At 64.4% G+C, this 15,593-nt stretch carries 8 protein-coding genes; 4 read left to right on the top strand and 4 right to left on the bottom strand.

Going from position 1 to position 15,593, the window contains the following annotated elements:
- Window positions 1–6: 6 nt before the first annotated feature.
- The 3 genes from AB0K08_RS02030 to AB0K08_RS02020 are packed head-to-tail and all read right to left on the bottom strand — an operon-like array spanning window position 7 to window position 6,403.
- Window positions 7–3,285, bottom strand: coding sequence for a DEAD/DEAH box helicase (locus tag AB0K08_RS02030; protein ID WP_363351141.1), 3,279 nt, complete (start codon window positions 3,283–3,285; stop codon window positions 7–9).
- Entirely contained in the window at window positions 3,282–5,162 is a 1,881-nt protein-coding gene (locus AB0K08_RS02025; protein WP_363351139.1) for a hypothetical protein, read from the bottom strand. The genes AB0K08_RS02030 and AB0K08_RS02025 overlap by 4 nt, the downstream gene beginning before the upstream one ends.
- Window positions 5,162–6,403 (bottom strand): DUF6361 family protein, encoded by a 1,242-nt coding sequence (locus AB0K08_RS02020; RefSeq protein ID WP_363351137.1) that lies wholly within the window; start codon window positions 6,401–6,403, stop codon window positions 5,162–5,164. Before AB0K08_RS02020 ends, AB0K08_RS02025 begins: the two co-directional genes overlap by 1 nt.
- A gap of 379 nt (window positions 6,404–6,782) precedes the next feature.
- On the opposite strand from AB0K08_RS02020, the gene AB0K08_RS02015 reads away from it, so the two are divergent.
- From AB0K08_RS02015 to AB0K08_RS02005, 3 genes are read left to right on the top strand one after another with little or no spacing between them, the layout of a single operon-like run.
- Complete coding sequence (locus AB0K08_RS02015; protein WP_363351135.1) at window positions 6,783–7,529, top strand: hypothetical protein; 747 nt, start codon at window positions 6,783–6,785, stop codon at window positions 7,527–7,529.
- A gap of 56 nt (window positions 7,530–7,585) precedes the next feature.
- The gene (locus AB0K08_RS02010) at window positions 7,586–9,574 is read left to right on the top strand and encodes a class I SAM-dependent DNA methyltransferase (RefSeq protein WP_363351133.1); all 1,989 of its coding nucleotides are present in this window, start codon (window positions 7,586–7,588) and stop codon (window positions 9,572–9,574) included.
- A 5-nt stretch (window positions 9,575–9,579) separates the two neighbouring features.
- Window positions 9,580–10,842: a restriction endonuclease subunit S gene (locus tag AB0K08_RS02005; protein ID WP_363351842.1), complete on the top strand. Its 1,263-nt coding sequence runs from the start codon at window positions 9,580–9,582 to the stop codon at window positions 10,840–10,842.
- Window positions 10,843–10,884: 42 nt separating this feature from the next.
- Here the strand turns inward: AB0K08_RS02005 and AB0K08_RS02000 are convergent, their stop codons facing one another.
- Window positions 10,885–12,021, bottom strand: coding sequence for a Fic family protein (locus tag AB0K08_RS02000; RefSeq protein WP_363351131.1), 1,137 nt, complete (start codon window positions 12,019–12,021; stop codon window positions 10,885–10,887).
- A gap of 223 nt (window positions 12,022–12,244) precedes the next feature.
- Here AB0K08_RS02000 and AB0K08_RS01995 point away from each other — a divergent pair, with 223 nt between their 5' ends.
- Window positions 12,245–15,439, top strand: coding sequence for a type I restriction endonuclease (locus tag AB0K08_RS01995; RefSeq protein ID WP_363351129.1), 3,195 nt, complete (start codon window positions 12,245–12,247; stop codon window positions 15,437–15,439).
- Window positions 15,440–15,593: the final 154 nt, after the last annotated feature.

Here is a 15,593-nt window from a genome sequence, read left to right as displayed (position 1 = left end):
ATATTCTCACGGTTGTTCGGGGTGGCGCGCCAAGTTGGCCTGCGGCGGGCTCAGATCGATCCGCAGCTTCTCGGCCCCATCGCCCAGGTACCGGATCAAGTCCTCCTGCCGCGGCTGGCCCATCACGAACCGGTAGGCGCCCAGGGTCTTGCGCAGCTGCGTGTACTGCTTCGCCTCCCGGCTCAGCGGCATCGCGGGGACGTAGCGCTCGATCATCGCCCCGCCCTGGACGGGGAACACCCAGTACGGATTGATCAGGGAGTCACCTTCGTCACGGTCCGCCTCAGCTGCCGCGAAGAGCGCGGCCCATGGGTCTCCGCCATGCGCCGTCACGGCGCGCTCCCCGTAGACCGCCGCCACGTTCTTGCGCACCGCGTGGCCCTTGTACCGGTGCACGCGGCCTTCACGCTGTTCCAGGTCCACGGGGTTGCTCGGCAGGTTCCAGTGCACCACCGCGTGGCTGTAGGTGTGGAAGTCCAGCCCCTCCTGCCCCACCGATGTGCTGGCCATGACGAACGGCCAGAACGGCGACGTGTAGCCCTCACGCACAGTGGCTTCTCGCTCCACGGCTGCCTCAGAAGACTGCACCCGTCCAAAGCGGGCGGCAACGTGGGAGTTCAGGTGCCGTTCCTCCATCGTGATCTGTCCACCGGCCTCGCGCACGTCCTGCACCGTGTTCAGCGCGGACCGGATGGAGGCCGTCGCCGCCAGACGGTCCGCCAACGCCTCCGCCCGCTGGCCCCGCGGCACACCGGCGCCGTTCAGCCCCTCGGACTCCACGAGCGTGTGCACGTACTCGTCGAGCACCGACTGCAGGTTCCCGTCCACGCAATACCGCAGCACCTGATTCCAGTACGAGTCGATGTCCGCGCCTTCCCCGTCCGAAGCGTCAGCAGTACCGCCCACGGCACCACGCACGGCCGAGACGATCTCGGGTTTGTTGAACAGCGACCGCATCCCCTTGGAGGCGATGACCGCCGCCTTCCGCAGCTCGGGGTCGGCCACGAATCGCGTGCCGCCTTCCGCCCGGGCCAGCGCCCGGAGCGCACAGACACCCGGGCCGCCGAGGGCCATCTGTGCCAGCACGCGCGCCAGGTCCTCCGGCGGCTCCCCCATCTCAGCCACGTCCGGTCCGTCCGGCCGGCTCGCCCACCTCATGTGATCGACCAGGAGTGACCCCTCACCGCGCTCGTCCTTGAGCCACTGCCGCAGCCGCCCGTTCTCGCTCCCGTCGGCGGCATACGCCGCGTCGAGCAGGTACGGCACCACCCCGTACCAGCGGCGCCGCACCCCCTCCTTCCCCGGCTGCGGGTGGATGTCCAGCCCCGCGAGCAGCTCTCCGATGCGTTGCTCGACGGCGGCCAGGACCTGGTCGCGCTCCAGCGGCAGCTCCCAGCCGTGCTCGGCTGCCAGCAGCAGGGGGTCACCGAGGCGAGCGAGCGTCACGCTGGGATACAGCACGGTCAGGTTCGGCAGGTTCCTGGGCAGGTTCTTCTCGTGGTCCCAGTTGAAGGTCAGGGGCACGGCGGTCCGTCGGTCGCCATAGCGGTGGGAGGAGTCGACGGCGGCCCCGGACTCTGCGCGCAGGCGCCGCTCGGCCTCGTAGCTGACCAGGGCGGCCACCGTCTTGGGCACCACGGCCCAGGACGAGAAGATCAGCCGCTTCGTGAACTTCTGCGCCGCAGACGAGGCGTAGGCCCCGCCCGGTTCCAGGTACGGCAGGGATGGGGCCATCCAGGCCAGCCGCCAGGCCTCGTGCTCCATCAGGTCATCCACCAGCACGCGCATCTTGGCGTTCACCCGGTCGATCGGCCCGTACTCACGGATGGTCTCCCAATCCAGCAAAGCGCCCCGGTGCTCACGCAGCACCCCAGCCAGGCCGGCGTCGTTGTTCTCCGCCTGGGTGAGGAACTGTTCCTGGAGCTGGTAGCCGTGCTTGTCCATGAGGTTGGGCGAGTAGGGCGCGGACCGCCAGTACTCGAAGGGGTCCTGCCCTCCGACCTGGCGCCCGATCGCATCGACCGCCAGCCAGCCCTCGAGGTCGGCCTCCTCGAGCGTCATCGGCCCGAGGCTCCGCTCGGTGAGCATCCCGTCCCGGTCGGGGGTGGCCGAGAGCCGCTCCGTCCGGGACATCACCTTGCGGAGCACGGTCTCGGCCTGGGACCGGGCCACCTCGGCCGCGGCCTGACCCTCGGCGGTGCCCTGCAGGATGCCCTCGCGCAGCAGCCCGAGGCGACGAGTGACGTCCCGCGCTGTCTCGGCACCGGTCAGGAAGGCGATGGTGTCCGTGAAGTCACGGTAGTGGTCCTCCCCGTCGGGCTCATCCGGCAGGGTGTACATCTTGTACGGCGTCGCGGAGAGCACCAGGACCTTGGCCCGTTCCGTGGTGATGACCCGTTGGGCCAGTCGTTGGGCATCCGTAAGGCCGGTGGTTCCCGTCTCGCCGAGGTTGGGGAAGAGGTCCTTGAACCGCTGGAACTCGTCCATGATGACCAGGTCCGGGTTCAGCCGGTCCACGGACACCGTGGCCATGGCGATCCGCAGCGCCCCGATCAGCTGGTTGCGCCGCTGTCTGGTCTTCCACGGCCGGTGGCGCTGGTTCGCCCAGGCCTCCTGGTCCTCGAGCAGCTCGTCCAGCAGACGGGCGCCCGTCCCCAGCGGCCCGGGGGCCGTGGTCAGGTATCGGCGGAAGTCCTCCACCAGCTCCGGCGCCAGGTCCGGCCGGTTCGCCGGGTCGTTGGCCGCCCGCCGGAAACCCTCCCGTCCCGAGGTCGCCGCAAGATAGGTGGACCAGGAGGACAATCCCACCTCCTTCGCCCCGAGCACCTGGAGCAGCATCCAGCGCAGCAGCGCCCGCTCGGCGGCCTTGCCTGTCGATTGGCCGAGGTTCAGGGAGGTCCCCGGGGTGAAGGCGATCAGCTGCAGCCGCTGTTGCCGTCCAACACCCATGGTCGCCGGGAGCATGGTCAGCCGGTCGGCGTTGTCCTGGAGCTCTCCCCCGGTGAGGTCGCGCAGGCGGGCTAGGTTCTGCCGGGCGATCTGCCCGTTGGAGCAGATGTAGACGACGGTGATGGGGCGGTCCTCTTCCCAGAGGTGGTCGATGGCGCGGGCGGCGATCCCCTTGGCCACCAGGGTCTTGCCCAGGCCAACCTCGTCGGCCACGAGGAACCGGTCCACCCGGTCCTCGTCCAGCCACAACCGGCGGAAGCCGTGGTCGACCGTCGCCCGTTGAAAGGGCTTGAGACCGCCCAGAATCCGCTCCAGGTCAGGCCGCTGTTCGGTCATGGTTGCCTCCGCTTCTGTGCCACCCGCAGCACCACGTCCCACATCTGCAGGAACTCCGGTGGGACCAGGTCCTCCGCCCCGGGCATCTCTCGCAGTTCGGCCACCTGCCGGGCCACGGACGCCATCGCCTGCGGGTCCCGTCCGGCAGCCCGGACCAGCGGTTCGAAGAGCACGATCGGCGGCAGCTGTGGCCCGGTCCCCCCGTCACCAGCCGTTTCCAGTTGCTCGGTCACCGTCATCACATCCTCCAACGGTGCTGACTCGGACTGCAGCGGGTCCAGGCCCAGCAGCAGGGCCAGGTACCGCAGAACGGCGGACTGGTTGGAGAGGAGCGCGGCCAGCACCGCCCCACGGCGGTCCACGGTATCGCCCCGCAGCCGCATCATCAGGATGCAGCGGCGGGTCACCCGCCCCTCGCCCTCGCCCGCCGTGGTCTCGACGGCCAGGTACGGGGTGACGTTGACCGGGGCCACCTCCCAGCTCTGTTCGGGAGCCAGGTCGCGGACCTGAGCGGGCACCGTGGTGAGCCAGACGCGGGTCTGGCCGGGGCCGTCGTCGGGCATGGTCAGGCTCAGCCGAGCTTCCACCCGGTCCTCGTCCAGCTCGGTGACCACCAGCTCGGGCCGTTGCCGCGCCAGCTCTCGGTGGAACTGCTCGAGGCGGTAGCTGGTGGTGATCGCGGGATCGGTGGCACCGGCTTCGTGCTGCGGCGTGTAGGGCTGCAGGATGGCGTCCAGGCCGAGGCTCTCCCGGCCCTGGCCCAGCACTGCGTGGACGCCGCACGTGGCGGTGGGACCGGTGAGCACCGCGTTCATTTCCATCCCACCGCTCCACGCTTGGCCGGTCAGGTTGGCGCTGCCGGTGACCACCATGGACTGCCCGCCCGGCAGGTCGAGGACCACCGTCTTCGCGTGCAGCCCGTCCAGGCGGATCACCGCGACGGCGCCGCTCTCGTCCGCGCCGTCGGGGGTATCCGTGATGGCCGTGAACTCATCCACAACTCGCAGGCTGGACTGATCGTCGTCGCCCTCCTCGGCGGCGCGGTGCAGCACCTTCGTGGACCATTCCTTGAGCGCGTTGCGGCCGAGGAGGTCCATGGCCTCGGCCCGGGAGACGAGGGTGGCCTCGGCGCTGGTGCCGCGGATGGATTTCAACGTCTCGGCGGACACGAAGGGGCTGATGGCCAGCACCCGCTCCGGGTTCGCCGGGAAGGGCCAGGGCCGGTCATCGCCCAGCCCCAGCGGGAGCAGGCTGCCGCCGGTGAACGGTTCGGGTGCGGCGAGCGTGACCGCCCGCAGGGTACGGGCCACATCGGCGACGGCGGCCGCCCGGGCCTCCGGGAGCGGGTCCAGTGTCATGGTGGGCAGGGCGGCGACGGCATCGGCGGCGGGCGCCGCGGGGATGGTCCCGTCCGGGTCCTCGTCCAGGACCAGGACGGTGTCCCAGGAATTGTCCAGGGTGAGGTTTCGGCTGGCGACGATGACGCGGTGGTGGAGGGCGCCGGCCTCGCCTGCGAAGCGCACGGCCCACAGTTTGGGGTGGAAGAGGTGGCCCTCGTTGGGCGGCAGCACCTCGTGAATGCTGTCCTCGAGGAAGGTATGGATGCGACTGTGGCTGGCGGGGACGTGGATGCCGGCGGTCTGGACGAAGACGGTGGTGTGCTCCACGTGGCGCTGCACTGCGTCCAGGAGCCGGACGGGGTCCCCGGAGGCGAGGGCGTCGGCGCTGTCCACGTCCCCGAGGGAGAAGGTCATCGGCGCGATGAGCAGGGCCGTGAGGTTCAGCGTGTACGTGGTGGCTACGGCGTGGTCGAGGTGATATCCAGCAGGCGGGCGCAGCGCGTCGGTGAGCAGGACGGTGGTCTCCGGGTGCAGCATCAGGAGGCATCCTCCGCGTCGTAGAGGTCCTGGAGGTGGCGGCGGGCGTTGGCCCACAGGTAGTCGAAGCGACCTGTGCCGCTGGCGCCGCCCCAGGCATCGAGGGCGAGCTGGTTGCCCGGGGTGAGCCGGGCGCGAGGGCCCTTCTTCTCCCGCTCGCGGACAACGATCAGGCGGCGGAGCTGATCGTTTCCGGTGAGGTCGCCCGCGGTGCCGGCATCCGCGACGGCGTCCGCCCAGGTGCCGACGAAGTCCTTGGTGGTTGCGGATAGCCGCCGGCCGCTGTGGATGACCGTCTGCCAGATCAGCTCCCGGTCTTGGGCGTGCAGGGGTTCGACATGCTGGACCTCCGTGAACCATTCTCCGAGGCGCTGGGTATAGACCTCGATCAGGGAGGTGCCCTGGTGGTCATGCTTGTTCGTGGCCTCGGCGAGCAGGAGGTTGTAGAGCAGATTCGCTCCCTGGGCGTGGAGGGCGAACCTCGTGGCGCGGTCCACGAGGGCGTCCAGTTCGGATGGGAGTCCCTGCCGGATGGCTGTATCCCCGACGCCGGCCGGCTGGGTGGTTTCGTCCGTCCAGCTCTCCGGCCGGTGGGTGGCGAGGTGGGCGAGCAGGGAGCCGGCCGCGGTGCGGGTGATGGCCTCCCGCAGGTAGCGGGCGTCCTCGGGGCGGAGGGCGAAGGTGGTCTCCCGCAGTAGATGCTCGGGTGGGGGTGGCAAGCGCGGGTCGAGCCCGGTGGGCGTCAGCCGGATCGGCACGTCGGGATCGTCGGCGCGAGGTGTGGCCTTGAGCTCCTCACGGCGCAGCAGTTCGCGTTCGAAGTATCGACGGGCGGAGAAGCCGGACTCAACGAGGCCCCACCGGCCGATCGCGCCCCAGTAGATCTCGCTGGGGAGCCGCTGCAGCGTGCGGCCGGCGTCGCGCCCAATGACGCCGACGGTCTCCTTGCCGCTCTGGAGTGCGGTGATGAGCCGGAGTTCGGCCTCGCGGAACTGCGACTGCATGCGTCCCACGGTGTCCCGATGGCTGGCCTCCTGCAGCAGCCACGGGATGAACAACACGTACCGGAGCCGGGTCTGGATGGAGGAGACCCCGGGGAACAGGGTGTTCGAAAAGGCATCCCGGATCGCGCCAAACCCCAGATCGTCCAGGGTCGTCTCATCCCGGAACTGATCCACGGCCTCCATCATGCGCCGCCGCTGCTCTGGGTCGATGGCGAGCCAGCCGAAGGTGGAGGTCATGTTGGCGATTGTGGCATGACCGACTGAACTAACGGGGCAAGTACTTCGCCGCATGGTTGCCGGCGACCGATGACTTCGACATTCATTTGAGAACCGACTTTAAGTGCGCGTAGCCTCTCAGCCCCTCATGCCTGACTCCCGTACTCTCGAGTACGGCATAAGGGTCTGAGCCCAAGTCCAAAGAAGCGTCCACCAACGATGAGGATCATTTCAGCCCAGCGGTAGTAGCCTGAAGATCGTGGTCAATCGCTTCCCTAATACTCCATGCGCATTGTGCACGAATACTTCCCAGGGAACTGGGGAGCATGTTCTGCCTAGTTGGTTGATCAAAGACATGAGGGACGACGGACCATTCACCCTGCACGTGAATGATAAGCCGTTGTCAAGCAACAAGAAGCCTGACATTGCTACTCAGTACCCATCGCTGCAGGTTACACACGCACCGATGTGCAGTGAGTGCAATGGCAAACTCAATACAAAAATTGAAGAACCGGCCAAGGACGTTATCCGCAGACTTCGGGACTCGAAACTGCAAACCACTCTCACTCCGAGCGAAGCTGGAGACGTTGCCCGATGGGTCTTAAAGGTGTGCTTGCTGGGTGCACATCCGGACTCAAATCATGATAGTCAGCATTCTCTCTATGACGTCCCTAATCAAAAATTCGATTGCGTGGACGAATCCTGGTTCGCTTGGCTGAGGAATCAATCTGATCCGCCTCAGGCATTTTCCGTCTTCATCTCTCGAGTCGATCGCACGCCGGAAATTGAAACAGATGGCCGAGAAACTGAAGTGAGTCTACCTTGGCTAAATATCGGTGAGCATACGATACGCCACTTTGTAAAGTCTTTCGAAATAGAGTCTGTCAGATTTGACGCAATCTGGCACCCGCAGTGGGAATTCAAATATTCTCTACTGGAGACTCGCGAGTCTGTTCAGATCTGGCCCAAACCCAGAGCAATAGACCTCTCTACGTTGAAGTCCATTAAAGGCAATGCAGTCAGATTTATCGAAGCGGGCTTCCCCTGCAATGTGGATCAAGCCACATTCGACAAGCTTTCCAGAACAGCGCTGGGCGGGCCTGATTCCATGCTGGATCGTTATATTTCACTACTTCAAGGCAATTGAGTCTCGAGTCGTTCAATTCAGTCCCTTGGCCAATCTGCTCAAACTAAGGTGGAACATTGCAAACTGCCCAGAAGCTCAACCACGCCACCTTCATCTGGCAAGCCGCAGACATCCTCCGCGGCACGTTCAAACAGCACCAGTACGGGGACGTGATTCTGCCCTTCACCGTCTTGTTCCGCTTGGACGCGGTTCTCTCCCCCACCAAACAAGCCGTGTTGAAGGCCCTCGAGAACACGGACCCGGACGCCGATCCCAGCCCAGCCATGCTCCGCAATCGAGCGGGCCACAGCTACTCCTTCTTCAACCGCTCGGCCCATGACCTGCGCACCCTCCAGGGCGACCCGGACAACCTCGAGCAGAATCTGCGGGACTACGTCACTGGCTTCTCGACCAACGTCCGGGACATTTTCGAGCAGTACAAGTTCGAGGACACCATCTCAGACCTCTCCCAGCACGACCTGCTGCTCCAGGTCCTCCTGCACTTCGGCAAGGCCGACCTCCACCCCAAGCACGTGACTAACGAGCAGATGGGTCACATCTTCGAGGAGCTGATCAGGAAGTTCGCGGAAGCTTCGAACGAGACTGCCGGTGAGCACTTCACCCCGCGCGAGGTCATCGAGCTGATGGTCACGGTCCTGCTCAACGATGATGAGGACCTCCGCACCCCCGGTGTCATCCGCTCGGTCTACGACCCCACCGCCGGCACCGGCGGCATGCTCTCAATCGCCGATGATAAGATCAAGGAGTTCAACCACACCGCCCAGGTCAACCTCCTCGGCCAGGAGCTCAATCCAGAGTCCTACGCCATCTGCAAGGCGGACATGGTGGTCAAGGAGCAGCCGATCTCCAACATCGTCCTCGGCAACACCCTGACGGACCCCGCCTTCGAGAACGACACTTTCCACTACTGCCTCTCGAACCCGCCCTTCGGCGTGGATTGGAAGCAGTCTCGCAAAGCGGTCGAGACTGAACACACCATCGCTGGTTTCGACGGCCGCTTCGGCCCCGGGCTGCCTCGCGTCTCGGACGGCTCCCTGCTGTTCCTCATGCACCTGGTCTCGAAGATGCGAGAGCCTCAGCCGAACAGTCCGAACTCCACTGCCGGCCGAGGAGCCATCGTCCTCAACGGTTCTCCCCTCTTCACGGGTGGCGCAGGCTCCGGGGAGTCGAACATCCGCAAGTGGGTGCTGGAGAACGACTACCTTGAGGCGATCATCGGCCTGCCCATGGACATGTTCTACAACACGGGCATCTCCACCTATGTGTGGATCCTCTCCAAGGACAAGGAGCCCCGGCGCCGTGGCAAGGTCCAGCTGATCGATGCCACCGGCATGTTCGTCAAGATGCGCAAGTCCGTCGGGTCCAAGCGCAAGCAGCTATCCAGCGAGAACATCTCCGAGATCGCGAAGCTCTACGACGACTTCAGCGAGTCAAAGCACTCCAAGATCTTCGCCACGGAGGACTTCTTCTACCGCACCATCACCGTCGAGCGGCCCCTCAAGCTGAGCTTCGCCCTGACGTCGAAGCGCATCGAGAAGGCGCTGGCCTCCAAAGCGGTCGCCAAGCTCGAGGATACGGAATTCTTCTCCCTGCGGGAGGCACTGGAGAACGGCCTGAAGATGCCCGACGCCGGCTCGGTCACCTCCCGCGACCCATTCACCTCCCAGCTACGAGACCTCGTCAACGACGCCGGCCTCAAGTTCACCCCGGCCGTGTTCCGCAAGCTCGTGGACGAGTTCGGCGAGCAGGATGACGACGGCGAGCCCGTCACCGGTCGCAGCGGGAAGCCCGAGCCGAACACCGCGCTGCGAGACACCGAGAACGTGCCGTGGGGCGAGGACATCCACGAGTACCTGGAGCGGGAGGTGAAGCCCTTCGTACCCGACGCTTGGATCGATGAGTCCAAGACCAAGGAGGGTGCGGAGATCCCCTTCACCCGGCACTTCTACGAGTACGTCCCGCCCCGCCCCCTCGAGGAGATCGACCGCGACCTCGACGAAGTCCTCGGCCGCATCCGCGCCCGACTCGAGCAGGTGAAGGCGTGACCTCGATGCCGACCCGCTACCCGCTTGTTCAAGTTCGCCGGCTGGCTGAGAACCTCGATTACCAGCGGATCCCGCTCAACGCTTCCGAGCGGGCTTCCCGTTTCGGGTCCATACCGTACTGGGGAGCAAATTCGATCGTCGATCACGTCGACGAACATCTAGTCAGTGGTCCTCTGGTCCTGATCGGTGAAGATGGGGCACCATTCTTCGACCCAATGAGACCCGTGGCTTTCGCCATCGATGAGCCAATTTGGCCCAACAACCATGTGCACGTGCTTCGGGCCCGCCCCTGGAACGACCATCGATATCTCGCGTACGCACTCAACACAGTCGATTATCGAATCCATATCAAGGGCTCCACCCGCGACAAGCTGAATCAAGCCGATCTTTCGTCCATCCAGCTTCCGGCTCCTGACTCTGAACAGCAGCGGGCGGTCGCCGACTACCTCGACCACGAGACCGCCGAAATCGATGCTTTCCTCGAGGATCTGCACCAACTTCAGACCCTCTCTGACGAACAACGGGCGTCACGGCTGGCCTCAACACTCACGGGCAAGTCCTTGCCGAAATCTAGGCAATCCATCAACGGTGCCCGCTGGTTCGACTCAATTCCGGACGATTGGCAAGCCGTCAAAATTCGGCACCTCACGCCAGTTCTCCGAGGCGCTTCACCGCGACCCATTAACGATCCGATCTACTTCGATGAAAACGGGCACTATTCCTGGGTGAGAATCAGCGATGTCACCAACAGCAACGGACGGCTCACCCACACAAGCCAACGGCTTTCAACACTCGGCAGCTCTCGCAGTGTTCCTCTGGAACCCGGCAGTCTCTTTCTCAGCATTGCGGCAACTGTCGGCAAACCCTGTATCACCGAGATTCCAGCTTGCATCCACGATGGATTCGTCTACTTTCCCGAAGCCCCTGAACTGACCGAATGGCTCTTTGCAGTATTCGAAGCCGGACTCTGTTTCGCCGGGCTCGGGAAACTCGGCACCCAGCTGAACCTCAATACTGATTCGGTGGGTGACATCATGATTCCTCTTCCTTCTCCAAGCGATCAGCAAGCGATGCTGCAGGTGATACAGCAGCAACGCAGAGAAGCCCAGTCGATCAAAGATGACGTTCAGGAGGCCATTGACCTTGTCAAGGAACGCCGCGCGGCCCTCATCAGCGCCGCGGTGACCGGGCAGATTGACGTGCCCGGCCGCCGTCGTGGGCCTTCAGAGGCCGAACGGCTGGAGAGCGAGCTGGCCCGCACTCAATAGTGAGATGCGCTTCCCGGAAGTACGCAGCCGCAATCGACGCCGTCAGATGGCCTTTCGCATGATCTCCGGCACGAAGCCGAGGTCTTCCAACTGCCGGATGACCGCCAAGACGAGGGGGCCAGTGGTCAGGCACAACCGGTAGGACCGGGGAGACTCCGGCAACGACTCCAACAGATGCCGGTCGAGCATCTTCCGAATGGCCTGGCTGCGCGTCGACGCTGACCCCGGGACAGCTGCGGCAAGGTCGCCTGCCTTGACCACTCCACTGGTCGCAGTCGTCCTGAGGGCCGCGGCCTCGTGTGCGGTTACGGCGGTTGACCGCAGCAAACCATCAATGGCCGGAATGAACAGCTGCTTCAGCACGAAGGAGGCCTCACCGAGGGATTTCACGCGGGACAGGTCCTGCCGCAGACCCACCAGGACGTACTCGCACCACTCCACCAACCCTTGGTTGTCGTACCGATCCGCAGCCGAGAGACGCTCGTAGTACTTCTCCCGGTCAGCGCCGAAGACCGCCGTCGGATTCAGGGCGCGGAAGCTCGTGGTCTGGGTGAATCCCTGTTGCACCAGCATGGCGTAGGTCAGTAGCCGTGCTACACGGCCGTTGCCATTGCCGAACGGGTGGATCCACAGGAAGCGGTGGTGGGAGATCGAGGTGGCCACCAGATCCTGATTACGACTTCGGTCGGCGTTGATGAAGTCCACGAGCTCGGTCATCAAGGCCGGTACAAGGTCCGGACCCGGCGGCGTGTGCTCTGTTCCGGCGATGGCTACCGGCCTCGTTCGGTATGAGCCCGGCGTCTTGTCGCCTTCAGCCAACAGACCATCCACGGCAAGATGGTGCAGTTCGCGCACGAAGGCCTGAGTCAGGCGGCCGCCGGGTTCGATGTGGTCATCGATGAATTCTGATGCTGCCTCCAGATTGATGACCTCTTGAACGGCATCCGACTTTTGTGTCGTCGCTTCGGCCTTCTCGGTGACAACGTCCAGGACCGTGGTCCGGTTGCCCTCGATCCGCGCACTCGTCATGCTGGTGACCAGCCTCAGCACCTCACCGATCTGCACGAGTACGTCTGGATCCGTATCCGTCAGGGCAAGGTCTCCACGGAGGCGCTCCAATTCGAACACGGCCTCGGTCAGCGGAGAGTCGAAAGCGAACGTCGGGATTTTCAGCTCCATGCATCCAGACTTTATCCGAGCATATCCAGATAATTAAGCGCAGGACGCGCAGATACGCATGATTTCAAGGATTTTCGGCTGCACGGAAGCACGGACTAATTAATTCTCAGCACCCAGGAAAATTAACTGCACTGCTCCAGATGAATTGGTCCCAGTGAAACAACGGCCCGAGCGAACAGATCATCCGTAGGCTGACCCCAACACCACGTCAAAGGGGACATCCATGAGCGCAGCGCACCAGGAGAAGCCGCTCCAACGGCAGATCGCCGAGCACCTCGAACAACACGGCTGGCTCCACTCCCCCACCTCCGCTGGATTTGACAAGCAACGGGCGCTCTACCCGGAGGATCTGCTCGGCTGGCTCCAGGACACGGACCCGGAGAACTACGCCAAGATCGTCCCGCCGAATGCCGATGACGCCACCCGTGCCAAGGGTGAGCGGCGCATCCTCGACCGCGTGGTCAAGCAGCTGGAGATCGGTGAGACCCAGGGAGGCGGCACACTGAATACCCTGCGCAAGGGATTCCACCTCCCGGGGGCGAAGAAGTTCAACCTAATGCAGATGCCCCCGGCGGACCACCGCAACCCCAACCTCATCACCCGGTACGGGCAGAACCGCCTGCGGGTGGTCCAGGAGGTCGTCTACTCCACCAAGAAGGCCGATCGGATCGACCTGGTGCTCTTCCTCAACGGCCTGCCCATGGCGACCATCGAGCTCAAGACCCACTACACGCAGACCCTGCAGGACGCCATCACCCAGTACAAGGTGGACCGCACACCGCAGGGTGAACCCCTGCTGACCGCTGGCCGCGGTGCCCTGGTGCACTTCGCCGCCACCGAGGCCGAAGTCGTGATGACCACCAAGCTCCAGGGCGCCGAGACCTTCTTCCTGCCGTTCAACCAGGGCCATCAGAATGGCGCCGGCAACCCACCCAACCCGGCCGGATACTCAACCGCCTACTTCTGGGAACAGATTCTGGACCGGGACACCTGGCTGACCATCCTGTCCAAGTTCATCTACACCAACCACGAGAAGCAAACAGACCCGTTGACTGGCAAGGTCACCGAGAAGACCCAGATCCGCTTCCCCCGCTATCACCAATGGAGGGCCGTCAGCAAGCTCACAGCGGCCGCCCGAGCCGACGGCCCGGGACACAAATACCTCATCCAGCACTCCGCCGGCTCCGGCAAGACCGATTCCATCGCCTGGAGCGCCCACCGCCTGTCCACGCTGCACACCCCGGACGGGCACAAGGTCTTCGACACCGTCATCGTCATCGCCGACCGGCAGGTCCTCGACCGCCAGCTGCAGGACGCCGTGGACCAGCTCGTCACCGCCACCGGCACCTTCCAGCCCATCACCGCCGGCTCTGAGGGCTCCAAGACCACGCAGCTGCTCGAGGCCCTCACCATCGGTGTGCCAATCATCGGCGTCACCCTGCAGACCTTCCCCTACGCCCTGGAGAAAATCCAGGACAAGGGCGGAGCGCTGGCTGGCAAGCACTTCGCGGTGATCGCGGATGAGGCCCACTCCTCCCAGGCCGGGGATGCCGCCTCCGCCCTGAAGAACCTGCTCTACCTGAACAACGACGCCGGCCTGTCCGGTCCGGTGGAAGAGGTCGAGCTGGAGCCGGGAGCGGATCAGGATGCGCTCAACACGATGGCGGCCCGCGCCGATGACGACGACCGAATCAGCTACTTCGCCTTCACAGCGACCCCGAAGGCGAAGACCCTCGAGTTGTTCGGCACCACCGGCCCCGATGGGAAGCCCGCCCCCTTCGACCTGTACCCGATGAAGCAGGCCATCGAGGAAGGGTTCATCCTCGACGTGCTGAAGAACTACACCACCTATGACGTCGCCGCCCGCATCGCGCTGAAGGGGACCGAGCAGGAACCGGACGCCGGATCTGCAGGAACCGGGCCGGCGTCGGGCTCAGAATCCGGCGGAACGCCGGGCACCGAGGTGGACGTGCGGCGGGGGACGAAGGCGTACATCGGATTCGTGGAACTACACCCGACCAATGTGGCGTCCAAGGTCGACGTGATCATCGAACACTTCCAGAACACGGTGCGGCCCGAGCTCGGTGGGAGGGCCAAGGCCATGGTGGTCACCGGATCGCGAGCGGCCGCCGTGCGCTACCAGCGGGCGTTCGAGAAGGCGATCGAGCAGCGCAAGTTGGATCTAAAGACGCTCGTAGCTTTCTCCGGTGAGGTCCCGGACCCGGACGTCACTCCACTACCGGGCCACGAACCGAAGACCGTGACCGAGGCATCCATCAATGCGGACCTCAAGGGCCGGGATCTGGCGGTGGTGTTCAACCAGCCGGACCAGCACGTGCTGATCGTGGCGAACAAGTACCAGACCGGGTTCGACCAGCCACTGCTCGTGGGCATGTACGTAGATAAGTCGCTCTCTGGAATCGCCGCGGTACAGACACTCTCCCGGCTGAATCGCCGCGCGCCGGGCAAGAACGACACCTACGTACTGGACTTCGTCAACGATCCGGACACCATCCTCGCCGCGTTCCAGGACTATTACGAGGACGCCACCCTCCAGACAGCGTCCGATCCGGACCTGGTGGCGGATCTGATGAACCGGCTGGACCACGAGGACGTCTACACCGAGTCCGAGCTGGAGCAGGTGTGGAAGGCGTGGGGTGCTGTCCGCCGGAACAAGGCCGAGCGGTCACGTTTGGATGCCGGACTCAACCCGGCGGTTGACCGGTTCTCCGTCCGGTGGAAGCAGGCAGCGGTGGAGGGAGATGACGCCGCCCGGGATCGGCTGTACGACTTCTATACGGTGCTGGGTCAGTACGAGAAGTCGTACTCCTTCATGTCCCAAATCCTCAACTTCGGGGATCCTCGCTTCGAGAAGCTGTCCGTGTTTGCCGACTTATTGGCCCGCAGGCTGCGGGGCGTGGTGTCTGATGACGACGCCGGCGGACTGGTCACGGCCGACGACGTGGTGCTCACGCACTTCCGACTGGAGAAGCTCAAGGACGAGGACCTAGAGCTGACCGACGGCGAAGGCCGGGGCCTGGACGGGATGACCGAAGCTGGCATGACCCGTCAGCTCGAGAAGGAGCGGGCGGAAAAGAGTGAGCTGATCGCCAAGGTCAACGAATACTTCGGTGATCTGGAAGCCTCGCCCGAGTTCTTGGTAGACGCGGGCAACCATCTCGTGGAGAACATGCTCGGCAACGAGGACCTCCGCACCCAGGCCCGCAACAACTCCGCCGTGGACTTCCGTCACTCCCCCACCCTCGTACAGGTGGCCGAGGACGCCATTTGGCAGCACGAGAACTCAACAGATGAGGTGTTGAAGGCCTTCCGGGGGCTGTCGGGGCCGAAGTTGGTGGATTTCCTCATGGCGCTGGGGCTGCATGAGCGGCTGAATGGGGAAAGGGAAGTGGGGTAGGTCACGCTTATCGTGTCTGTCGCCGGACCTACCTTTCAATCACCCCACATATCGGGGCCTCCCATCGCGAAAGGCCAGGAAATGCGCACCAACCCGTATCACTCGAAGAACCAATCCGATCCAGATGTCCACCACGTGCACTCCGACTGCAAGA

Source organism: Citricoccus sp. NPDC055426 (genome assembly GCF_040677445.1).
In the GTDB taxonomy this organism is placed as follows: Bacteria; Actinomycetota; Actinomycetes; order Actinomycetales; family Micrococcaceae; genus Citricoccus.
This window is presented reverse-complemented; position numbering and strand designations above follow the sequence as displayed.